The following is a 21,454-nucleotide window of genomic DNA, read 5'->3' on the forward strand; positions in this document are numbered from 1 at the left end:
TCACCCCAGTTGACCACGGAGATAGGCGATGTCCGCCGCCTGGCCGGTGGATCCACCCGGGGTCTCGACGATCACCGGAGCGTCGGCGGCGCGGACGATCGCGACGATCGCAGCCGGGTCGATCTCGCCGTTCTGGAGGTTGTCGTGGCGGTCGCGGCCGGAGCCGAACCCGTCCTTGGATCCGTTCGCGTGGATCAGATCGATCCGTCCGGTGATGGCCTTGACCCGATCGACGATCCCCAGCAGATCCTCGCCGGCCGCGTGCGCGTGGCAGGTGTCCAGGCAGAAGCCGACGTCGAACTCGCCGACCGCGTCCCAGAGCCGGGCCAGCGCGTCGAACCGGCGGGCGCAGGCGTTGTCCCCGCCCGCGGTGTTCTCGATCAGCACCGGCAGCGGAAATCCGCCCTGTTCCCTTGCGTACGCGAAGGTCTTGCGCCAGTTGTCGAACCCGACGGCCGGGTCGTCGCCCCGGTTGACGTGGCCGCCGTGCACGATCAAACCTTTCGCGGCGATCGCGCCGGCGGCGGCGGCATGACCGACCAGCAGTTTGCGGCTCGGGATGCGAATGCGGTTGTTGCTGGTCGCGACATTGATCACGTACGGGGCGTGGACGTAGACGTCCACGTCCGAGGCGCGCAACTCGTCGGCGTCGTCCCGCGACTTCGGCGCCTGCCAACCTTGCGGATCCGCGAGGAAGAACTGTACGGCGTCGGCTCGGCGGTCGGTGGCGGCGGCAAGCGGGTCGGCCGGGTCGACGTGGGCTCCGATACGCATGTCGGCGAGCCTACGTGGCCGGCCTGACCGACTCGGCACGGTGGGCTGACCCCGCCCCACCCGCCGGCGGCGTCACCGGGGTCCGACGGCGTCGTTGAACCGGTCGGACATCCGGCCCGGTGGCTCCCGGTCAGCGTCGGGCCTCGCCCGGCTGGGAGTGACATGGCAGGTGACCGTCGGTCGGTGTACTGGTGACGGGCTCGTGGTGGAGCGAGCTGGCCGGACAGGAGCAGGCAACCGGACTTCTCGTATTGCTGGCGGCAATTGCCGTGATTGGTGTATCAGCGGCAGCTATTAGGGTTATTGTGGTGCAACACGGGCGGCGCACGCGCCGGCTGCCCTGATCCGAGACGCCATCGCCGCACAACTAAACAGGCTCCGCGGGGCGCTCCATGTCCAACCTCGTCGGTGTGGTCGTTCCTCCCCAGGTCCCACCCAAAGAATGCGGACAGGGGCGCCCCGCGGCTGGTGTCTCCCGGCCCCGGCGGCCGCGAGCCGCACCGAGCCGGGCCTGGTGCTCAGGCGCGAGCTCCCTGCTCGCCCGGGGTGCGCGTGCTGCCTGCTTCGGGGCCGGCTATCCTTGTCCAGTTGCGCTGGTGGTCGGCAATCCTGTTCGGCGACCGGCGCCACGACGCCAGACCTCCTGCCACGGAAGGACCGTGGCCGCCAGTCCAGAGGAGGTGAGTACGTCTTGCGTCATTACGAAATCATGGTGATCCTCGACCCCAGTCTCGAGGAGCGCACCGTAGCGCCATCGCTCGACACGTACCTGAACGTGATTCGGACCGCGGGTGGCTCGGTCGAGAAACTCGACGTCTGGGGCCGTCGGCGCCTTTCCTTCGAGATCAACAAGAAGGCCGAAGGGATCTACGCCGTCATCGACCTGCAGGCCAACCCGGATGCCGTCGCTGAGCTCGACCGCCAGCTGCGACTCAACGAGTCGGTGCTGCGTACCAAGGTCATTCGGCCGGAGACGCGCTGACGCGCCTTTCCCGGCACGCCCGGACAGCCTCGGTCGTCCTGTCGGTGGGCTCTGGCAGCCTTGACCGGGACGACGACTGAGCGCGCGAGGAGATGGTCATGGCAGGAGATACCACCATCACGGTCATCGGCAACCTGACCGATGACCCTGAGTTGCGTTTTACCCCTTCGGGGGCGGCGGTCGCCAAGTTCCGGGTCGCCTCGACGCCCCGGTTCATGGACAAGGCCTCCGGTGAATGGAAGGACGGCGAGCCGCTCTTCCTGTCCTGCACCGTGTGGCGTCAGGCGGCCGAACACGTCGCCGAGTCACTTCAGCGGGGCGCCCGGGTGATCGTCTCGGGTCGGCTGCGGCAGCGGTCGTACGAGACCCGTGAGGGCGAAAAGCGCACCGTCATCGAGTTGGAAGTGGACGAGATCGGCCCGTCGCTGCGGTACGCCACGGCGAAGGTGCAGAAGATGTCCCGTTCCGGTTCCGGTGGTGGCGGCTTCGGCGGTTCCGGCGGCGGCAACTCCGGCGGCGGCAACTTCGACGACCCGTGGGCCACCGCCGCGCCGGCAGCCTCGTCTGCCCGTTCCGGCGGCGGCAACTTCGACGAAGAACCTCCGTTCTGACGTGGCAACCAACGCACGCGATCGCAAACCAGGAGCAAGAGCAATGGCCAAGGCTGCGGCACTGCGCAAGCCAAAGAAGAAGGTGAACCCGCTCGACAAGGACGGGATCACCTACATCGACTACAAGGACACCGCGCTGCTGCGCAAGTTCATCTCCGACCGCGGCAAGATCCGCGCTCGGCGGGTGACTGGGGTCACCTCCCAGCAGCAGCGCCAGATCGCTCGTGCGGTCAAGAACGCCCGCGAGATGGCGCTCCTGCCGTACACCACGACGGCACGCTGAGCGGGAGGGCACCGGAATGAAGATCATCCTGACTCAGGAGGTCTCTGGGCTCGGTTCCCCAGGGGACATCGTCGAGGTCAAGGACGGTTTCGGCCGTAACTACCTGCTGCCCCAGGGGTTCGCGATCTCCTGGACCAAGGGAGCCGAGAAGCAGGTCACCTCGATCAAGCGGGCCCGGTCGGCGCGCGAGATTCGTGACCTCGGCCACGCCACCGAGGTCAAGGGGCAACTCGAAGGCCTCAAGGTCAGCATGACCGCGCGGGCTGGCGACGGTGGCCGCCTGTTCGGTTCGGTCACGCCGGCCGAGGTGGTGGACGCGGTCCGGACCGCTGGTGGCCCGGCCATCGACCGGCGTCGGCTCGAACTGCCCGGTCACATCAAGTCGGTGGGGACCTACCCGGTGCGGGTGAAGCTGCACCCGGAGGTCACCGCCACGTTCGACCTCAACGTGCTCCAGGCCAAGTAACCGCGGCTCGCACGACAGCGTCAGACACACCTGAGCCGCACCGGTCCGACCGGTGCGGCTCAGGTGTGTCTGACGTGGGCGGACGACGATGTCTCCGGCGGGGGTCCGTGGTTCGGCCGGACCGGGCCGGCGGCGGAACGGGATCAGCGCAGCGTGCTGGAGGTGACCTTCGGTTCGCCGGCCCCGAGAAAGAAGATGCCGGGATACCCGGCGGTCTCGAAGCCTCGGCTGGGATTGCGCCGCAACACCGAGTCGGTCAGCCGCAGGCTGCCGGAACGATCGTTGCTGACGAAAAAGATCGCGCCGCCACCTTCCCGGGCCTCGTTGTCCTCGATGATGGTGCCGGCGATCGTGACGGTGAACTGGTTGCCGTCGGCGTAGATCGCGCCGCCACTGCCACCACCCGGCGTACCTGGCTTGGCGGGATTCGCGCCGTTGCCGACCGCCGAGTTGTGGGTCATCAGGCTGTTGAGCACGGTCCACGACACACCGATGCTGCTCACCGCTCCGCCGTTGGCGCACACCCCGCCCGCGTTCGGGGCACCGCCGAACGTGCTGCCGACCACGTACACCGGCTTGTCCTGCCACTGGTCCAACACCCGGATCGCCGCCCCGCCCAGATCCGGGCCGGTACGGTCGCACCGGTTGCCCACGAACCGCGAATTGACCACCCGGAACTGCCCGCCCCGAACGAAGATCGCGCCGCCGCCACCGCCGTCGGTCTGCTCGCCGGTCGCGTCGCCGTCGGCGAAGGTGAGGTTCTGCACCACCAGGCGCGGATGGTCCTGATCGTTGCAGTGCGACGTCGTCCACCCCTGAGCCTCGTCGCAGGTGTTCATGTAGAGGATGCGACGTTCGCCGCCGCCACTCAACGTCACCCGGCCGCCGCCGTCGAGCACCACCTGCCGGTTCGCCGCGTTGACGACCTTGGCGGTTCGCGTCATGGTGATGGTGACCGGCGCGGGCCCACAGGAGAACGTGATGATTCCGCCAGCGGCGACGGCGTCGACCACCGCAGCCGACGTACAGCTCGCCGCGGTCCCGTCACCAACGACGCGCGTCGGTCGGCTGGTGTCCACCGCCCGCGCGTGCTCGGGCACCGCCGCGCGACCAGCCGGATTGCCGGCCGAGAAGTCAGCCGCGGAGCCGGTCACCGCACCGTCCGGCGGGGCGCTCTCGGCCGTACCGGTAGGGCTCGGGGCAGCGCCGAGCGCGGCTAGGCCGGACGGCTCGCTGGACGGCGACCGTGGCGGGTCGGACGACGGACTCGCCGCAGTCGCCGATGCGGCCGCCGGTGCCGTCGCCGGCGCGGAACCGGGCACCGGTGCGGTTCCACCGCATCCGGCGGCCAGGACGGCGATCGCCGTACCGGCGACGACCGTCAGCGAACGATTCCGGCTCCGGTAAGGCATCCGCCGATCGTAGGAGGGGAACCGGCTCGCGGGCCAGGACGCCGGGCCGCGATTCGTCGCCGACCAGATCGCCCGGTCACCCGATCGGCTGACCGGAGATCGCGCTGGCCAGCACCGTCGACATGCCGCCACCGATGACGGCGGCTGCCAGCCCGACGCTCGATGCCCGCCAGGTGCCGCTCAACCAGCGGATCGAGACCGCGAGGACGAGCGAGATCAGCAGGGCGTACGCGAAGTCCGTCGCGCTGGCCACCAGCGAATTGATCGCCTGCGCCCGGGCGGAGACGCAACCGCCGTCGATTCCCGGAATGCAGTCTGCGCTGGCCGGCGTGCCGTCCAGGGTGAGGCTCCAGATCAGAAACGCCATCACCGGTACGGCGTACCAGGCGGCGGTGTAGAGCAGCGACGAAAGATAGCCACCCTGATCGGCATCGATCAACTCGTCGTCGATCCGGTAGGTCAGTCGATGCCGGGACGGCGGCTCGTAGCGGGGCCGGCGGGTCGACTCCGGCAGCGATCGGGAGCGCGGAGCACTGGGAAACGCGACCGCTGGCGATCGTGGTGCGGACTCGGGGGGCTCCACCCAGCGTGGGTCGTCGCCGGCCAACCGGGTTCCTGACCAGAACCCGTCGTCCCGGCCGGGCTCCGCCGCCTGCCAGGGATCGACCGGCACCGGATCCGGATCGGGCCGCACCACGTCCGCCGCCCGACGCTTGCGGGCACCGGTCCGACTACCGGCGGGCCAGCTGTCGGGATCGTCACCACGATGCCACTGGCCGGTGTGGTCACTCGCGTCGCGCCAGCTGCCGATCAGGTCGTCTCGACTGGTGGAGCTACCTGAACTGATCGCGCGCGGTGCCGGCGTACGCGTCCAGGTGTCGGTCTGGTCGCTCAGCTCCGCCCGGCTCGACTCGATCTGGCGAGGCGGACGCCGACGCCACTCGTCTGACCGCTGGCTGGTGCCGGTGTAGTCGGTGGGCCGCTGCCACTCGGTGGTGTAGTCGGTGGGCCGCTGCCACTCGGTGGTGTAGTCGGTGGGCCGCTGCCACTCGGTGGTGTAGTCGGTCGCGTCCCGCTGCCACGTGCCGGTGAGGTCGCTCACCTGCTCCCAGCGGTCGGAGCGACGGCTGCCGCGCCCAGCGGGCGGGGGGGACTCGAGGTCGGCTGGTCGCCGCCATTCATCGGGCCGCTGCCACTCGGTGGTGTAGTCGGTGCCGTGCTGCCATTCACTGGTGTAGTCGGCGCGATCACGCTGTCGGTCCGCGCGTGGGTCTCGGTCCGCTCGGGCGTGACGGCTGCGCCTGCCGCCGGAGTCCCGCTGGGTCGGTCGGTCGGTCCGCCGCTCCACCTCGCGTCCAGCTGCGGGGTCCCGGTCGCGCGACCAACCCTCGAACTCGCTCGCCGGCCGAGCTTCGGACTCGCTCGCCGGCCGAGCTTCGGACTCGCTCGCCGGCCGAGCCGGCAGCCCGACCGCGCCCGTCGACCAGGTGGCGCCCGGGTCGGTGGATCGCCGAGCGGACCGATCCCGCCGCGACGTGTCGGCGCGCCGGGAGTCCTCGACAGGGTCGGGGTGGGGGTCGCTGGCCGGCGTACCCGTACCGGCGGAACCACGGGCTCGGGTGCTACGCCGTCCCCGGACCTGTTCTGTCGGTATCTGCCATGATTCGTCACGGTGGCGCCCGGTGCGTTCGGTTGCCCCGATCGGACCGGTTGCCCCGATCGGACCGGTTGCCCTGGTCGGACCGGTTGCTCCGGAGGGACCCGCCACTTCGGACGGACCGGTGCGACGCGACGAATCGTCGATCTCCGTGGCCGGTTCCGCCCGCCGATGCCGGCTCCGTCGCGGTGGGTCGACGATCTCACCAGCCTGACTGTCGTACCTTGAGTGAGTGCTTGGTTGTTCTGCGTCAGGTTGGGTGTCACCGGCCCAGCGAGCGGCCGGTCGCCGCTCGCGCGGCGGGCGGTCGCCATACTCCCAGTCCCGGTAATCCACCGCCGGAGCCTCGCCCCTTCGCTGTCGAGCCGTGATGGCTGAGCTGGCGAATCAGTTACCGCCGATAGTAGCCGGTTGGCCTGGACACAGCCGGGTACGAATTTTGTCCACCGGGTGTGGACGACGTAATCCCTGGTCAAAGCCGTTCGGCGCCAGTTGCCCCCGGGTTATCCACAGGCTGTGCACAAGGTTGTGCACAGCCTGTGGCTCGCTATCCACAGCTTGTCCCAAGGTTCGTCCACCGACCTGTTTGGGCCAGCTCCGCGGAGTCCGTATCGTTTCGGTCGGCCCTGGAACACCGATGCGACGTCCCCCGGTCGCGGCGGCGTCCGAGGGGCAACTGGCGGACGACGTCTTGTCGTACCCGCGACGTTCACTGGCAGGCAGGTGGACCGGCGGGCAGTTGGTCGACGTGGAGGGGGTGCTGGTGTCCATCACTGACGACATACAGGCCGGCACCCGACCGGCCCGTTCATCCGGTCCAGCGGGTCCGCCCTCCGGCGGCGGGCCACCCGGACCGCCCTCCGACGGTGGACAGTTCGATCGCACACCGCCCCAGGACATCGCCGCCGAGCAGTGCGTTCTCGGCGGCATGCTGCTGTCCAAGGACGCGATCGCCGACGTCGTGGAGATCCTGAAGTCCAACGACTTCTACCGGCCGATCCACGCCACCATCTTCGACGCCGTACTCGACCTGTACGGCCGGGGCGAGCCGGCCGACCCGATCACCGTCTCGGCGGCGCTGGCCGACTCCGGGGACCTGGGCCGCATCGGCGGAGCTCCCTACCTGCACACCCTGATCGCGAGCGTGCCGACCGCCGCGAACGCCGCCTACTACGCCCGGATCGTCGCCGAGCGGGCCGTGCTCCGCCGGCTGGTCGAAGCCGGCACCCGGATCGTCCAGCTCGGGTACGGTTCGGCCGCCGGAAGCGGCCGGGACATCGACGACGTCGTCGACCTGGCACAGCAGGCCGTGTACGACGTGACCGAGCGCCGGGTCAGCGAAGACTTCGCCATCCTCGCCGACATGCTGCAACCCACCCTCGACGAGATCGAAGCCGTCGGTGCCCAGGGTGGCGTGATGACCGGGGTGCCGACCGGATTCACCGATCTCGACCGGCTGCTCAACGGCCTGCATCCGGGACAACTGATCATCGTCGCCGGCCGGCCGGGTCTCGGCAAGGCACTGGCGCTGGACACCCCACTGCCCACCCCGACCGGCTGGACCACCATGGGTGAGGTCGACGTGGGCGACCAACTCGTCGGTGCCGACGGTCGACCCACCACCGTGATCGCCACCTCGGGAGTCATGCTGGGCAGCACCTGCTACCAGGTGGAGTTCTCCGACGGCTCGTCGATCGTCGCCGACGCCGACCACCTCTGGCAGGTGTCGTCCCTGCCGCCACGGCTGCCGGTGGCGATGGCCGGCGTCGGCTCCGCCGGCCAGCCACCCGTACCCGCTCACGTCGGTCGGTCGGTCGCGCGCACGCTCGCCACCGACGGCGTCCGGTCCACAGCGTCAGATGACGCGTCGCGGACCTGGGACGGTTCGGTCGCCGACGCCGTCACCGAGGTGACGACCACCGAACGGATCGCCGCCGCGCTGCGCCGGCAACCGGACGACCAACCCCGGCACGCGGTACGCAACTGTCGCCCGCTGGCCTTGCCGGACCGGGCCGACCTGCCGGAACAGCCGTATGAGCTCGGGGTCGCCCTCGCCACCGACCGGGATCCGGCCGACGTCGAGGAACCCGAGGACGATCGGGGCATTCCCGACCCCTACCTTCGTGCCTCCGAATCGCAACGTCGTGCCCTGCTCGCCGGTCTGTTGGACGCCGCCGGCACGGTGAGCCCCAGCGGTCTGGTGGAGTACCGCACCACCTCCCGCCGACTCATCGACGGGGTACGTGAGCTGATCGCCAGCCTGGGATACCACTGCACCGTCTCGGGGGCCAGCGTCCAAGGGCGGATGACCGCCCCACCGACCGTCTACACGCTGACCTTCGACCCGGTCGACCAGGTGTTCAGCGAGTCCGGACGGCAGACCGGCCCTGGCGAGCCGGACCGGCTCGGCCGGTCCGGCTCCGCCTACCGCCACATCGTGGCGGTACGACCCGTACCCAGTGTCGCGGTCCGTTGTGTCACCGTGGCCAACGCCGATCATCTCTACCTGGCCGGTCGGACGATGATCCCGACGCACAACTCCACCGCGTCGATGGACTTCGCCCGCAACGCGGCGATCCGGCATGGCTGCGCGAGCGCGATCTTCTCCCTGGAAATGAGCAAGGTGGAGATCGTGATGCGGCTGCTGTCCGCCGAAGCGAAGGTGCCGCTGCACGTGCTGCGCTCCGGTCAGCTCTCCGACGACGACTGGACCAAACTGGCCCGACGGATGGGTGAGATCAGCGAAGCGCCGCTGTTCGTCGACGACACCCCCAATATGAACTTGATGGAGATCCGGGCCAAGGCGCGCCGGCTGCGCCAGCGGCACGACCTCAAGATGATCGTCGTCGACTACCTCCAGCTGATGTCGTCGCCGAAGCGGACCGAGAGCCGTCAGCAGGAGGTCGCCGAGCTGTCCCGAGGCCTCAAGCTGCTGGCCAAGGAGGTCGAGTGTCCGGTCATCGCGGTGAGCCAGCTCAACCGTGGGCCGGAGCAGCGTACCGACAAGCGACCGCAACTGTCCGACCTGCGGGAGTCGGGGTGTCTGACCGCCGCGACCCGCCTGATCCGGGCCGACGACAACTCGGAGGTCGCCCTCGGGGACCTGCTCGCTTCGGGGGCGACCGACGTCCCGGTCTGGGCACTCGACGAGAGTCTGCGCTACACCCCGCGCACCCTGACCCATGTGTTCCCGAGTGGACACCGTACGGTGTTCCGCCTGACGCTGGCCTCCGGCAAACAGATCGAGGCCACCGCGAACCACCCCTTCCTCACCGTCGCCGGGTGGACGCCGCTCGGTGACCTCACGATCGGCACCAGACTCGCCACGCCCCGGCACATTCCGCCGCCACTGGCCGTGCGGCCCTGGGCGGAGCCGGAGGTTGTGCTGTTGGCGCACCTGCTGGGTGCCGGCTCGTTCGCCCGCCAGCCGGTCCGCTACGTCAGCCGGGACGAGGCCAACCTGCGGACCGTCGCGCAGGCGGCCAAGCATTTCGGGATCGACGCGCCGCGTGTCGACGAGTCGTGTGGCGACGCACCGCGTGACGAGGAGTCGCCGGCCACTGCTACCACACTCCGGCTGGCCGAGCCCGAGCCCGACCCCGACTCCGACCACGGCGCGGCCGGTACGCCCCGTTCGATCGCGCGATGGCTCGACGGGATGGGTCTGCTCGGCCTCGGTCCAGACGAGCTGTTCGTCCCACCTCGCGCGTACAGCCTGCCGAAGGAACAGGTGACGATCCTCCTGGGGCAGCTGTGGTCGGCGGCCGGTTCGATCCGGCTCGGTCAACCGGGCGGCGAGGGATCCATCGAGCTCAGCTCGCCCAGCCGCCGGTTGCTCGAAGACGTCTCCCGGCTGCTGCTGCGCTACGGCGTCACCGCTCGGCTGACGCCCGCGCTGACGCCCGCGCCCGCTGCTGCTGCCGCGTCCGGTCCTCCGACGCAGGACTCCGGGTCGTATCTTCTCGACATCGCCGGACGCGACGACCAGCTCCGCTTCCTGCGCGAGATCGGCGGGTACGGGGGGCAGGCCGGCGACCGCATCCAACTGCTCACCGCGTTGAGTAGTATGTCGGCCCGGCCCGGCACCGAGCCCGACGCGACGCAGGCCCAGGCGTGGCGCCGACTTCGAGCGATTCTCACCGATGCCGATGCCGATGCCGATGCCGGAACTCGTGCCGGGACGGGTGCCGGCCGACCTCGCCTGGCGGAGATCGCCGAGGTCCTCGACGCGGCGGATCTCGACCTGCACGCGACGAACGACATCTACTGGGACGAGATCGTGGCCATCGAGCCCGTCGGGGAGCGGGACGTCTTCGACGCGACGGTGCTCGGCACGCACAACTTCATCGCCAACGGCATCGCCGCGCACAACTCGATCGAGCAGGACGCTGACGTGGTGATTCTGCTGCACCGGGACGACTACTACGATAAAGAGTCACCCCGGGCGGGAGAGGCGGACTTCATCGTGGCGAAGCACCGTAACGGCCCGACGGACACCGTGACCGTCGCGGCGCAACTCCACCTCTCCCGCTTTGTCGACATGGCGATCTAGCGCTCGGGCGTCGGGAACCGGCCGACGCCTGCCGCCTCAGTCGAAGAGCTGGTTGAGGAAGCTCTTCTGCCGCTTGTGACGGTAGTGCCCGTGGTAGCCGTGATGCCCGTACGCGGGAGCCGGCGGCGGGTAGGCAGCCGGCGGCGGGTATCCGGGTTGATGATGGGCCGGTGCCGCAGGTGGTGGCGGCGGAGGTGGGTAGCCGCCCGGGCTTGCCGCCGGCGGCCGTCCCGGCTGACCGGCCCGGCCCTGACCACCGTTCCACGCCGCTTCGGCGTCCATCAGCCGTTCCAACTCGCCACGGTCGAGGAAGACGCCCCGGCACTCGGTGCACTGGTCCACGGTGACGCCACTGCGTTCGTACTGCCGCATCTGGCCGTGGCATTTCGGACAGGTCATATGCATGCTTCGACGGTACCGGCTCGGCTCACCTACTGCCGACAGGCAGGGCGGCGACTTCCTCATCGGACACCTGGTGAAAATCCACGTAATACTGACCGACTGCGCGGAAATCATCCGAACATACCGGGCAGACCATCTCATCGACCTCACCCGCCAGGTCCGCGACCGCAGCGGCGGAGCCGACCGGCACCGCCAACACGACCCGGGTCGCGCCGAGTCCGCGACTGACCGCGATCGCCGCCCGCGCGGTCGCGCCGGTGGCCAGGCCGTCGTCGACGAGCACCACGGTTCGCCCGGCCAGCCGCAGCGGCGGTCGGCCGCGCCGGAACAGCTGTTCCCGTCGGAGCAGTTCGGCGGTCTCCGCCGCGACGACCCGGTCACGCTGGCCGGCGTCGAGCTGGTCGGCGATCTCCCGGTTCAACACCTGGACCCCACCCGGCCCGATCGCGCCGAAGGCCACCTCCGGCGCCGATGGCAGACCGAGCTTGCGAATCACCAGCACGTCGAACGTCACGTCGAGTCGTCGCGCGACGACCGCCGCGATCGGGGCTCCGCCCCGCAACAACCCGAGTACGGTGACGTCCGGCCGACCGGCGAACGTGGTGAGCTGCTCGGCGAGCGCCTCGGCGGCGTCGCGTCGGTCCTGGAACACCGTCTCCACCCCCACAGGTGTACGCCGAATCCGTCCCGTTCGCTCGCCGGATCAGAAAATCGTCTCGCCGGATCAGAAGATCGTCTCGGTGGACATGACGAGCACACCCGCCACCAGTCCGGCGAATCCGAAGGTCAGCGTGCCGGTGGCGTACCCGACGGTGCGTAGCCGGTCCCGCCGACTGCCGCCGGCCAGCTGCACCACCTCGTAGGCGAAGGTCGAGTAGGTGGTCAACGCGCCGCAGAAGCCGCTGCCGAGCAACCGCCACACCCATCCGTCGCTGGCCATCCCCGCGCCGGCCAGCAGCCCGAGCAGCACCGCCCCGACCAGGTTGACGATGAAGGTGCCCTGGTAGGACGGCCGCCCGGAACCCACCGCCAGCCGGTCCACCAGGTAGCGCAGCAGAGCTCCGGCGGCACCGCCGAGCATCACCAGCAGCACCCCGGTCACCCGGCACCTCCGTCGGACCGTTCGGCGAGGCGCACCGCCCACGGTCGGGCCAGCATCCCGCCGAGCCAGACCGAGGCCAGCGCCCCGACGAGGGTGCCGAGCGCGTACCCACCGGCGGACCAGGGCCGGCCGGCGTCCACGAGGTTCCAGACCTCCAATGACTGAACGGAGAACGTGGTGAATCCACCGAGCAGACCGGCACCGAAGAACGGCCGCAGCAGCCGATGCGGCCGCCGGCTCGCGGCGACGACCGCCATCAGGACGCCGATCAGCGCACAGCCGACCAGGTTCGTGGCCAGCGTCGGCCAGGGAAAGCCGTCCGCCGGGACGGGCCACCCGGCGGCCAGGCCGTACCGGGCGGCGGCGCCGATCGCCCCGCCGACGGCGACTGCGGCCAGGACCGCCGGCGCGGTGGAGCGAGGCGGCATCAACGGGGCACCTGGACCGTACGCAGCACCGGCACCCAGCTCAGCAGCGCGACCGGATACAGCAGGTAGCCGAACCGGGTCGACGGCATCAGCAGGATCGCCACCAGCAGGCCGTACCCGCAGACCAGTGCGGCGGCGGCGGCCGTACCCGGCGGATCCCGCAGGACCCGGACGGCGATGACCGCCCCGGCCAGCAGGAGCAGCACGGTGGCGACCGCCCGGCCGTACGGCAGCCAATCGGCGATCAGCTGCCCCGGTAGCGGGGACGCCGCCGGTGTCGGCACCAGACCGGCACCGAACGGGAAGCCCGCCACGTTGTGCAGCAGCGCGGCTCCGTCGGTGAGCGCGGCCGGAAGGACCACGGCCACCGGGATGATCAGCGCGCCGGTGGCGAGCCGGACCAGGGCACGGCGCCCACGGGTGGCGGCGTGGACCAACAGCACCGCCAGGACCGGCCAGGCGATGATCTTGAGCGCGGCGGCGGTGCCGATCGCCGTACCGGCGGTGCCGTAACGACCGGCGGCGCAGAGCACGAGGGCGAGCAGCGCGAGCGTCAGGACCGGCAGATCATCGCCGCCGGTGCTCAACGCCAGCGCACCCAGCGGCAGCACGACGGTCAGCTGGACGGCCCGGATCAGCGCGGGTCCGACCGTACCGGTGCGGCGGCGGACCAGCGCGCCGGCTGCGGCGAGGGTGACCAGGGTCCCGAGGGCGAACCAGATTCGCGCGTCGGTCCACCAGTCGGGTGTGGTCAGCGCACGCGGGATCCCGAAGATCGCCATTCCCGGCTGGTACGGCAGGTAGCCGAGGAGACGCTCGTCGGCCGGAATGGCCGCGATCTCCTCCTTGGACAGGTACGGGCTGCCGTCGGCGAGGAGCCGGGCACCGCCGTCCTCGACGACCAGTACCTCTTCCTGCGCCCGTTCGGTGTGCCCGGCGGCCCGCTGGGTCGCCTGCAGCGTCAGTGGTACGCCGACGGTGAGTGCCCAGGCCACCGCGGTCGACCAGGCGCGGGCCCCGGTGCCGGTGACGGCGTCGGCGAACCGGGTCGGTCCCCGACGCCGTGGACCGGTGGACTCGGCCGGCGCGCAGGACGGTGGGCCGGCGTACCGGCGAATCAGGAGCTGTCCCAGCACGATGAGGGTCATGACGGCGTAGCCGGCGGTGGCCACGCCGGCCCAGGCCTGGTGGGCAGGGAGTTCGGTCGCCACCGCGGTGAGCGCGGCGAAGACGGCGGACAGCAGGTACAGCCACAGGTCGCCGGTGAGTGCTCCGTCGGAGTGGTTCAGCTGGTGCCAACGCTGGCGGACCTCGACAGCGGCCGCCCGGACGATCATGCCGGTCAGTGTCGCAGACGTCGGGCCGGTCGGCCGCCGGCCGGGCTGGGACGCGCCCGGCCGTGCCTCAGCGGGCTGGCCGGCCTGGCCGGCGCCCGGCGTGGCTAGGCCGGCAGGTGCGGCACGCGCTCCGACCTGGTACGGCTGCTCACCCTGCGGCTCTGGGCGAGGTGGATGACGGCACCTTCGCTGTGGATCGGGTTGGCGAGGGTGCCGGGACGTCCGCTCGAGCCGCACTGCAACGCGGCCAGCAGCCGGTGGGCCGGCATCGGCCGGGCGAAGAGGTGCCCCTGTCCGGCGACGCAACCCAGCGCCCAGAGCGCCTGGCGTTGTGGTTCGCTCTCGACTCCGGCGGCGACGACGGTCAGCCCCAGGCTGCGGCCGAGATCGACGGTGGACCGGATGACCGCGACGGCCTCGGTGGAGCCTTCCATCGTCATCACGAAGGACCGGGCGATCTTCAGCTCGTGCACCGGGATCCGGGCCAGGACCGACAACGACGAGTAGCCGGTGCCGAAATCGTCCAGGGCGAGCCGGACACCGGCGTCGCGTAGCTGGCCCAGGACATGGTCGACGACTTCGAGTTGGCTGATGGTCAGCGTCTCGGTCAGCTCCAGGATGAGCCGGTCGGCCGGGATGTCGTGAGCGCGCAGCCGGGCGAGTACGGCGCTGGGAAAACGCGGATCGAGCAGGCTGCGGGGCGAGAGGTTGACCGCGACCGGCAGGGCGAAGCCGGCTTCCGCCCAGGTGGCGGCGGCGATCAAGGATTGGTCGAGGACGGCGTCGACGAAGGCCGGAAGCAGGCCGGAGCGTTCGATCGTCTCCAGGAAACGGCGCGGGTCGAGCCGGCCACGGTCGGGATGCTGCCATCTGGCCAACGCCTCGGCGGCGATCACCTCTCCGCTGCCGAGGTCGACGATCGGTTGGAAGCTGACGCTGAACTCGTGCTGGGCGACCGCTCGGGGCAGATCACCGCCGAGGGCGAGTCGGCCGACGTCGGCGGTGTCCCCGCTGCGTGTGTAGGTGGCGATCCGACTGCCCGACCGTTTCGCCTGGTACATCGCTACGTCGGCGCGGCGCAGCAGTTCCGGCATGCCGCCGTTGCTCGGCGCGACCGCGATTCCGCCGCTGGCCTCGACCCTGATCCGCATGCCGTCGAGTTCCATCGGTTCACAGATGGCGGTGAGCAGGGTGTCGGCCCGGTGCGTGGCGATCGCCGGTGCCGGCAGGGTGGTGAGCAGGACGGCGAACTCGTCGCCGCCGAGCCGGGCGACGAGGTCGCCGGCCTGGCTGCTGTCGGACAATCGTTGGGCGACCTGCCGGAGTACCGTGTCGCCGGCGGCGTGTCCCAGTGTGTCGTTGATCTCCTTGAAGTGGTTGAGATCGATCAGCAGCAGGGCGGTGATGCCGTCGGCATGTCGCTGGCCGAGCAGTTCGGTGCCGTGCTCCATCAGCCGGCGCCGGTTGGCCAGACCGGTCAGCGAGTCCTGGGCGGCGGCCTGGGCGTTGCGGTCGGCGACCTCGATCAACTGCTGGTACGCCGTGGCGTTGCGGACGGCTGTGCACAGCGCGGACGCGAAGGTGCGCAGGGTGTACTTCTCCCGTTCGGAGAACCGGATCGTGCCGGTGAAGCAGAGGCGCAGTGTGCCGATGGTGGATTCGTTGTCCGGGCCGGCGAGTGGTGCGTCGATGACGGTGCGTACGCCATTGGCGGGTGCGGCACCGGGTAGGCCGTCGTACCGGACGCCGTCGTTGTTGCCTTGGACCAGGCGGGCGGGGTCGTTGAGTTCGACCTCGACCCGGTCGGTGGAGAAGAGTTCGGCGGCCTGCACCACCGAGGTGGACAGGACGGCGTCGAGGTCGACGACGTTGAGCGCGTCGGTGGCCCGGGCGAGGCGTTGCCACGCCTGCTGCTCGGCCCGGGCGCGGGCCTGGCCGGCGTGCGCCAGGTGGATGCAGAGGATCAGGGGTGGGATCGCCACCAGCAGCAACTGGTCGGCGACCAGGATGGTCAGCGCTCCGACGATCAGGACGTACCGCACCAGGGCGCTGGCCAGCCGCAGGCCCCAACCGTCCTTGAAGAGTCTGCGTAGTTTGGTGTGGGTGTCCAGGGCGATGACCGGCAGGGTCAGTAGTTCGTCCAGCACCACGGCGACGCCGTACGCGACGCCGAGCGGGATCAGCAGTGCGGGCAGGTCGGGTGGCGGCCACTGCCAGCCGAACAGGTGCAGGACGATCCCGGCGGTGCCGGCGACCAGCATGTTCTTGGCGATGGCGAAGGCGGCCTTCATCCGGGGCAGGCTCTTGATCGCCAGCGCGATGCCGACGCCGAGCCCGGTGCAGAGCACCACCAGCGGTACGGGGGCCACCGCGAGTCCGACGACGATGGCCGTCTCGCACCAGGAGACGGCGTGGGCGGTCGATCGGATTCGCAGCTGCCATTTGACGATGAAACCGACCGCCACCAGGAAGATGAGGGTGGCCGTCAACGCCAGTTCGGTGACTGTGGCGGTCATCGTCCCGGCGACGAGATAAAGCGAGACGATCCCGGCTAAAGATGCGCAAACGACGACGAGACCGACGAGCAGCAAAAGCCGCCGATCGGTCTCAGCATCGCGTCGGTCTGTACGAGTCACACCCGTTCCTGTGTTCAACGGGGAAGCGTTACGTGCCTCGCAAGACTACTTGTCGTGACCCGGTGACAACAGGTCTCAGCACCACTCGTGTCCGCGCATGGCTTCCTCCTTCAGTCGATTTACCGCTTTGAACCGATCTCTTTGGTTCGACTGAGAGAAGCTTAAGTTGCGTTATGCCACTTGCATACTGATAAATGTCCATATGCGCAGATTAAGTGAAGGTCACCTGGATTTATCACTCTGTGTCCAGGTCTATTGACGGTACGCTTTCGAACAGCGTTCGCTCATATCCTTAGGTTTTCCTTATGGGTGCGCAATCGCTCCTCTTGGCTGCACCTCACACCGAGATCGAACGGAAGACGCGGCGGTCTCTTGGGTCAACTCTGCCGCCAGTCGTGTGGGTGAACCAGGGCCAACCGGTGCACGTCGTTAGGCTCACCGGGTGACTGAGGCGCAGAACCTGACCCATGTTGATGAATCGGGCGCGGCCCGAATGGTAGACGTTTCCGCCAAAGCGGCCAATCCGCGTCGGGCCGTCGCGGCCGGGCGGATCCGCACCACGGCCGAGGTGGTCGAGCTGCTGCGCGGTGACCGCCTGCCCAAGGGCGACGCGCTGGCGGTCGCCCGGATCGCCGGGATCATGGGTGCCAAGCGCACCCCGGACCTGATCCCGTTGTGCCATCCGATCGCCCTGCACGGCGTGACCGTGGACCTGGTCCTCGCCGCCGACGGCGTCGACATCACCGCCACCGCGAAGACCGCCGACCGCACCGGGGTGGAGATGGAGGCGCTCACCGCGGTCGCCACCGCCGGGCTGACCCTCATCGACATGGTCAAGGCCGTCGACCCGGCGGCCAGCCTCGACCAGGTACGGGTGCTGAGCAAGGAAGGCGGCAAGACCGGGGACTGGCACCGTCCGGCGGACCGGTCGTGACCGCGTACGCCCGGGTCGTGGTCGCCTCCAACCGGGCGGCCGCCGGGATCTACTCCGACACCAGCGGCCCGCTGCTCGTCGCCGGCCTGCGGGACCTCGGATGCCGGGTCGACGAACCGGTGATCGTGCCGGACGGTGAACCGGTGACGGCCGCTCTGCGGCAGGCGGTCGCCGACCGTGTCCAGCTGGTCGTCACCAGCGGCGGCACCGGCATCAGCCCGACCGACCGGACCCCGGAAGCGACCAGGGCGGTGCTCGACTACGAGATCCAGGGAATCGCCGAGGCGATCCGGGCCGCCGGCCGGTCGGCGACACCGATGGCGGCGTTGTCGCGGGCGACCGCCGGAGTGGCGGGCCGCACCCTGATCGTCAACCTGCCCGGCTCCACCGGCGGGGCCCGCGACGGTCTGGCCGTCCTGACGCCGATCCTGCGCCATGCCCTCGACCAGCTGAGCGGTGGCGACCACCCTCGCGAACCGACCGATACGCTCGACCAGTGAACGTCCCCCCACCACCCGACGACGCGCCGGTCAACTGGGCCGCCGCCCGGGAACGGGTCTACGCGGCCGGCCGGGCCGCCATGGTGCCCGACGTCGAGCTGCCGCTGTCGGAGATCGACGGCTGCACCCTCGCGGAGCAGCTGACCACCCTGACTGACCTACCGGCGTTTCCCACCGCGAGCGTCGACGGCTGGGCGGTACGCGGCGACTCACCGTGGCGGGTGGTCGGGCGGGTGCTGGCCGGCGCCACCCCTGCCCCGCTGACCGCCGACGGCAGCGCGGTGCAGATCGCCACCGGGGCGATGGTGCCGACCGGGACCACCAGCGTGCTGCGGGTCGAGGAGTCGAGCCGCGACGTCCATGGCAACGTGCTCGGCACCCCGCGAACGACGCCGGAGTGGCGCGCCGCCGGTGAGGAGGCCGCGGCCGGGGAACACCTGCTGCCCGCCGGCACGCCGATCGATCCCGGCCTGATCGGACTGGCCGCTTCCTGCGGCCACGACCGGCTCCGGGTACGCCGGCCGGTGCGGGCGGCGGTCCTGGTGTTCGGTGACGAACTGCTGACCACCGGTCGGCCCGGTGCCGGCCGGGTCCGCGACGCGCTCGGCCCGGCGGTCCCGGCCTGGCTCCGCCGGTACGGCTGCCAGCCGGCACCCACGGCGGTGGTCGGCCCGGTCGCGGACACCCTGGCAGCGCACGTCGACGGTCTCCGGGCCGCCCTCGACGAGGCGGATCTGATCTGCACCACCGGCGGGACGATGCACGGGCCCGTCGACCATCTGCATCCGGCACTGCGCGAACTCGGCGCCGAATACGTGGTGAACACCGTCGCGGTCCGCCCCGGGTTCCCGATGCTGGTCGCCCGGGTCACCGGTCCCGACGGGCGGGACCGCTTCGTCGCCGGACTGCCCGGCAATCCGCAGTCCGCCATCGTGGCCCTGGTGTCGCTGGTCGCACCGCTGCTCGCCGGCCTGCACGGGCAACCGGATCCGGTGCTGCCCCACCATCCGTTGGGCGCGCCGATCCCGGGCCGGGGCGACTTCACCCATCTGGCCCTGGTCCGGCTGGACCCGGTGACCCGTACGGCGTACCCGCTGCGGCACGTGGGTTCGGCGATGCTGCGCGGGCTGGCCGCCGCCGACGGGTTCGCGGTGATCGCGCCGGGTGGCACCGGCCAGGCCGGTGACCTGGTGCCCGTCGTACCGTTGCCGTTGCGTTCCGGGGAGCGACCATGACGCGTACCGACAGCCGGTTGGCCCTGGTCACGGTGACCACGACGCCGCTCGACCCGGCCGCCCACGAGGCCGCCGTGGCCGATCGCCGGGCCGGGGCGGTGGTGTCCTTCCAGGGCGTGGTGCGTGACCACGACCACGGCCGGACGGTCACCAGGCTGGAGTACGAAGGTCACCCCAGCGCCACGGACGTGCTCCGGGCGGTCGCCGCCGAGGTGGCCACCGACCCGGCGGTGTACGCCGTCGCGGTGTCGCACCGGGTGGGTGAACTGGCGATCGGGGACGTGGCGCTGGTCGCCGCGGTGAGTACGGCGCACCGGGCGGCGGCCTTCGCCGCCTGTGCCCGGCTGGTCGACGAGGCGAAGGCGCGACTGCCGATCTGGAAGCGGCAGTTCTTCGCCGATGGCACCGAGGAGTGGGTCAACTGCCCGTGACGTTCGCGGCGCTGGCCGGGCGGTGGCGGTGGCGGTGGCGCAGCTGCGGCCGAGGATCGGTGTAGAACGCCGGCTCGGCACCGGGACGCCAGGGCAGCGCCGCGACCAGTGCGATCAGTGCCAGCCCGAGCGAGTTCTCCATCACGACGCCGAACAGCCCGTCGTGGTAGTGCGACACCTGCGGCAGCTTGTGCTCGTACGGCCAGATCGGCGAGATCAGGAAGACCAGGTAGAGGCCGAGCGCGGCACCCGCGTGCCGAAGACCGGTCAGTGCCGGAAACCAGATGGGCGTACGCAGTCCCGCCACGCCGCTGATCCCGGCACCGGTCGGCGGATAGGTGCTGCGGGAGATGAGACCCCGGCTGGCGCTGCGGCGACGCAGCGCGGCGTCGGCCAGCACGATGATCGCCGGAATCACGAAGACCAGGTGATGCGACCAGCTGATCGGGCTGATCACGTTGGCGGTCAGTCCGATCAAGGTGAACGCGGTGAGTTCGTCACCGTCGGCGTGCGAGTGGGCGGCCCGGGACAGCCCGAGCGCGAGTACCAGCGAGGCGAACGACAGCCAGAGCAGCCCGGGGGCCTGCATCGAGTCGTAGAGCCTGGCCAGGACACCCGCGAGCGACTGGTTGGGGGTCATGTCCGCCACCCCGACCCGGCCGGTGTCCCAGATGATCGAGGTGAAGTAGACCGTCGACTCGTGAGCGGCGACGAGAATCGTGCCGGTGGTGACCGCCGCCGCGGTGCCGATCGCCGTCATCGCGGCCCGCCACTGCTTGGTGACCAGGAAGTACACGATGAACAGCGCCGGGGTCAGCTTGATCGAGGTGGCCAGACCGATCCCGGCACCGGCCCAGATGCCGCTGAAGAACAGCCGGCGTAGCGGTCCGCCGGTGGACAGTCGGTGCGGCACCGGCGCCGCCCGCCACCGCAACGCCACCAGGTCGGCGATGATCAGGCCGAAGAGCAGCAGATTGACCTGTCCGTAGCCGAGGGTCTCCCGGGCGGGTTCGATCGCGACCGCCAGCGGCACCGCGAGCGCCACCACGAACCAGCGGGGCCACCCGCAACGATCGGCGATCGGGCCGAGTAGCACCGCCAACACCACGGTGAGGGCCGCGACGCTCAGGACGACGTTGACCCAGCCGGCGGCGACCATCGGCAGCAGCGCCATCGGCAGCATGGTGATCCCACCGAACGGCGGATAGGTGAAGCCCAGCGTGGTGTCCGGAGCGACGAACTCGTACAACTCCGCTCCGCTGGCCCACCACACCACGGCACCGTGGTAGATCCGCATGTCGAAGAAGTTGTACGGCCGTCCGAAGGCGCCGATCGCCGACCAGGCGGCGTAGCAGGCGATCGCCACGATGCCGAGTCTGATCAGGGTACGGCGGTCGAGATCGCGTACGGCGCGACGAAGCGGAGCCAGGTGACGTTTCCGCAGTGGGGTCAGGCGACGGACCTGTCTTCCGACGTCCGTCACCATGATCGAGCCACCCCCATGTCGTCGAGACGGCACCTGCGGTCAGGTGCCGGTCCGAGCCTAGAACGGAGCGGGGGTCCGATAGCGGGCGCGTTACCCTACCGTGTCCGATCCCACACTAGTTCGCGATATTTCCAGCTGGTTAACGCTCTGTGGTGCCTTCTGTATATTTCGTGGTCCTCGATGCCAAACCCGCGCCGATGTCCGATATCTACCTCGGTATAGGACC

The 21,454-nt window shown here is 70.2% G+C and carries 20 protein-coding genes; 10 read left to right on the forward strand and 10 right to left on the reverse strand.

Going from position 1 to position 21,454, the window contains the following annotated elements:
* Entirely contained in the window at positions 1-774 is a 774-nt protein-coding gene (locus O7632_RS02975; RefSeq protein WP_278111221.1) for a deoxyribonuclease IV, read from the reverse strand.
* Between the two features lie 691 nt (positions 775-1,465).
* Here O7632_RS02975 and rpsF point away from each other — a divergent pair.
* The 4 genes from rpsF to rplI all read left to right on the forward strand — a co-directional run bounded on the left by rpsF (position 1,466) and on the right by rplI (position 3,116).
* Positions 1,466-1,756, forward strand: a complete 291-nt coding sequence (rpsF, locus tag O7632_RS02980; protein WP_278111224.1) for a 30S ribosomal protein S6 — start codon at positions 1,466-1,468, stop codon at positions 1,754-1,756.
* A 98-nt stretch (positions 1,757-1,854) separates the two neighbouring features.
* A complete protein-coding gene (locus O7632_RS02985) occupies positions 1,855-2,367 on the forward strand; it encodes a single-stranded DNA-binding protein (RefSeq protein WP_278111226.1) in 513 nt (170 codons plus the stop codon).
* Positions 2,368-2,410: 43 nt separating this feature from the next.
* The gene (gene rpsR / locus O7632_RS02990; protein WP_091551811.1) at positions 2,411-2,650 is read left to right on the forward strand and encodes a 30S ribosomal protein S18; all 240 of its coding nucleotides are present in this window, start codon (positions 2,411-2,413) and stop codon (positions 2,648-2,650) included.
* 16 nt (positions 2,651-2,666) lie between these two features.
* Complete coding sequence (rplI, locus tag O7632_RS02995; RefSeq protein ID WP_278111230.1) at positions 2,667-3,116, forward strand: 50S ribosomal protein L9; 450 nt, start codon at positions 2,667-2,669, stop codon at positions 3,114-3,116.
* A 143-nt stretch (positions 3,117-3,259) separates the two neighbouring features.
* Here the strand turns inward: rplI and O7632_RS32180 are convergent, their stop codons facing one another.
* Entirely contained in the window at positions 3,260-4,060 is an 801-nt protein-coding gene (locus O7632_RS32180; RefSeq protein WP_347403553.1) for a hypothetical protein, read from the reverse strand.
* A gap of 37 nt (positions 4,061-4,097) precedes the next feature.
* Here O7632_RS32180 and O7632_RS32185 point away from each other — a divergent pair, with 37 nt between their 5' ends.
* Positions 4,098-4,523, forward strand: coding sequence for a hypothetical protein (locus O7632_RS32185; RefSeq protein WP_347403554.1), 426 nt, complete (start codon positions 4,098-4,100; stop codon positions 4,521-4,523).
* An 81-nt stretch (positions 4,524-4,604) separates the two neighbouring features.
* Here O7632_RS32185 and O7632_RS03005 read toward each other — a convergent pair whose 3' ends face one another.
* Complete coding sequence (locus O7632_RS03005; RefSeq protein ID WP_278111233.1) at positions 4,605-5,630, reverse strand: hypothetical protein; 1,026 nt, start codon at positions 5,628-5,630, stop codon at positions 4,605-4,607.
* Positions 5,631-6,948: 1,318 nt separating this feature from the next.
* Here O7632_RS03005 and dnaB point away from each other — a divergent pair.
* The gene (dnaB, locus tag O7632_RS03010; protein ID WP_347403618.1) at positions 6,949-10,737 is read left to right on the forward strand and encodes a replicative DNA helicase; all 3,789 of its coding nucleotides are present in this window, start codon (positions 6,949-6,951) and stop codon (positions 10,735-10,737) included.
* A 36-nt stretch (positions 10,738-10,773) separates the two neighbouring features.
* Here dnaB and O7632_RS03015 read toward each other — a convergent pair whose 3' ends face one another.
* The 6 genes from O7632_RS03015 to O7632_RS03040 form a co-directional block, all read right to left on the reverse strand.
* The gene (locus tag O7632_RS03015; RefSeq protein ID WP_278111237.1) at positions 10,774-11,142 is read right to left on the reverse strand and encodes a zf-TFIIB domain-containing protein; all 369 of its coding nucleotides are present in this window, start codon (positions 11,140-11,142) and stop codon (positions 10,774-10,776) included.
* 22 nt (positions 11,143-11,164) lie between these two features.
* Positions 11,165-11,800: a phosphoribosyltransferase family protein gene (locus tag O7632_RS03020; RefSeq protein WP_278111238.1), complete on the reverse strand. Its 636-nt coding sequence runs from the start codon at positions 11,798-11,800 to the stop codon at positions 11,165-11,167.
* Positions 11,801-11,863: 63 nt separating this feature from the next.
* The gene (locus O7632_RS03025; protein ID WP_278111240.1) at positions 11,864-12,241 is read right to left on the reverse strand and encodes a CrcB family protein; all 378 of its coding nucleotides are present in this window, start codon (positions 12,239-12,241) and stop codon (positions 11,864-11,866) included.
* Positions 12,238-12,669: a CrcB family protein gene (locus tag O7632_RS03030; RefSeq protein ID WP_278111242.1), complete on the reverse strand. Its 432-nt coding sequence runs from the start codon at positions 12,667-12,669 to the stop codon at positions 12,238-12,240. Before O7632_RS03030 ends, O7632_RS03025 begins: the two co-directional genes overlap by 4 nt.
* Entirely contained in the window at positions 12,669-14,006 is a 1,338-nt protein-coding gene (locus O7632_RS03035; RefSeq protein ID WP_278111243.1) for a glycosyltransferase 87 family protein, read from the reverse strand. The genes O7632_RS03030 and O7632_RS03035 overlap by 1 nt, the downstream gene beginning before the upstream one ends.
* A 104-nt stretch (positions 14,007-14,110) precedes the next feature.
* Complete coding sequence (locus O7632_RS03040) at positions 14,111-16,522, reverse strand: bifunctional diguanylate cyclase/phosphodiesterase (RefSeq protein ID WP_278111244.1); 2,412 nt, start codon at positions 16,520-16,522, stop codon at positions 14,111-14,113.
* A gap of 562 nt (positions 16,523-17,084) precedes the next feature.
* Here O7632_RS03040 and moaC point away from each other — a divergent pair.
* The 4 genes from moaC to O7632_RS03060 are packed head-to-tail and all read left to right on the forward strand — an operon-like array spanning position 17,085 to position 19,742.
* Positions 17,085-17,576 carry a cyclic pyranopterin monophosphate synthase MoaC gene (gene moaC, locus O7632_RS03045; RefSeq protein WP_278111245.1) on the forward strand — a complete coding sequence of 164 codons (492 nt, stop codon included), beginning with the start codon at positions 17,085-17,087 and terminating at the stop codon, positions 17,574-17,576.
* Entirely contained in the window at positions 17,573-18,076 is a 504-nt protein-coding gene (locus tag O7632_RS03050) for a MogA/MoaB family molybdenum cofactor biosynthesis protein (RefSeq protein WP_278111247.1), read from the forward strand. The genes moaC and O7632_RS03050 overlap by 4 nt, the downstream gene beginning before the upstream one ends.
* The gene (locus O7632_RS03055; protein ID WP_278111248.1) at positions 18,073-19,311 is read left to right on the forward strand and encodes a molybdopterin molybdotransferase MoeA; all 1,239 of its coding nucleotides are present in this window, start codon (positions 18,073-18,075) and stop codon (positions 19,309-19,311) included. The genes O7632_RS03050 and O7632_RS03055 overlap by 4 nt, the downstream gene beginning before the upstream one ends.
* Complete coding sequence (locus O7632_RS03060) at positions 19,308-19,742, forward strand: molybdenum cofactor biosynthesis protein MoaE (protein ID WP_278111249.1); 435 nt, start codon at positions 19,308-19,310, stop codon at positions 19,740-19,742. Before O7632_RS03055 ends, O7632_RS03060 begins: the two co-directional genes overlap by 4 nt.
* Here the strand turns inward: O7632_RS03060 and O7632_RS03065 are convergent.
* The gene (locus O7632_RS03065; protein WP_278111250.1) at positions 19,729-21,228 is read right to left on the reverse strand and encodes a glycosyltransferase 87 family protein; all 1,500 of its coding nucleotides are present in this window, start codon (positions 21,226-21,228) and stop codon (positions 19,729-19,731) included. The two genes, O7632_RS03060 and O7632_RS03065, sit on opposite strands and share 14 nt — an antisense overlap.
* Positions 21,229-21,454: the final 226 nt, after the last annotated feature.

The sequence above is a fragment of the Solwaraspora sp. WMMD406 genome (assembly GCF_029626025.1).
In the GTDB taxonomy this organism is placed as follows: domain Bacteria; phylum Actinomycetota; class Actinomycetes; order Mycobacteriales; family Micromonosporaceae; genus Micromonospora_E.

Bases quoted from the DNA above. Each gene is read 5' to 3' on its own strand.
- O7632_RS02975 (WP_278111221.1), bottom strand. From the start codon at position 774: ATGCGTATCGGAGCCCACGTCGACCCGGCCGACCCGCTTGCCGCCGCC.
- O7632_RS02985 (WP_278111226.1), top strand. From the start codon at position 1,855: ATGGCAGGAGATACCACCATCACGGTCATCGGCAACCTGACCGATGAC.
- rpsR (WP_091551811.1), top strand. From the start codon at position 2,411: ATGGCCAAGGCTGCGGCACTGCGCAAGCCAAAGAAGAAGGTGAACCCG.
- rplI (WP_278111230.1), top strand. From the start codon at position 2,667: ATGAAGATCATCCTGACTCAGGAGGTCTCTGGGCTCGGTTCCCCAGGG.
- O7632_RS32180 (WP_347403553.1), bottom strand. From the start codon at position 4,060: ATGACGCGAACCGCCAAGGTCGTCAACGCGGCGAACCGGCAGGTGGTG.
- O7632_RS32185 (WP_347403554.1), top strand. From the start codon at position 4,098: ATGATTCCGCCAGCGGCGACGGCGTCGACCACCGCAGCCGACGTACAG.
- O7632_RS03015 (WP_278111237.1), bottom strand. From the start codon at position 11,142: ATGCATATGACCTGTCCGAAATGCCACGGCCAGATGCGGCAGTACGAA.
- O7632_RS03030 (WP_278111242.1), bottom strand. From the start codon at position 12,669: ATGCCGCCTCGCTCCACCGCGCCGGCGGTCCTGGCCGCAGTCGCCGTC.
- O7632_RS03035 (WP_278111243.1), bottom strand. From the start codon at position 14,006: ATGATCGTCCGGGCGGCCGCTGTCGAGGTCCGCCAGCGTTGGCACCAG.
- O7632_RS03040 (WP_278111244.1), bottom strand. From the start codon at position 16,522: ATGACCGCCACAGTCACCGAACTGGCGTTGACGGCCACCCTCATCTTC.
- O7632_RS03060 (WP_278111249.1), top strand. From the start codon at position 19,308: ATGACGCGTACCGACAGCCGGTTGGCCCTGGTCACGGTGACCACGACG.
- O7632_RS03065 (WP_278111250.1), bottom strand. From the start codon at position 21,228: ATGGTGACGGACGTCGGAAGACAGGTCCGTCGCCTGACCCCACTGCGG.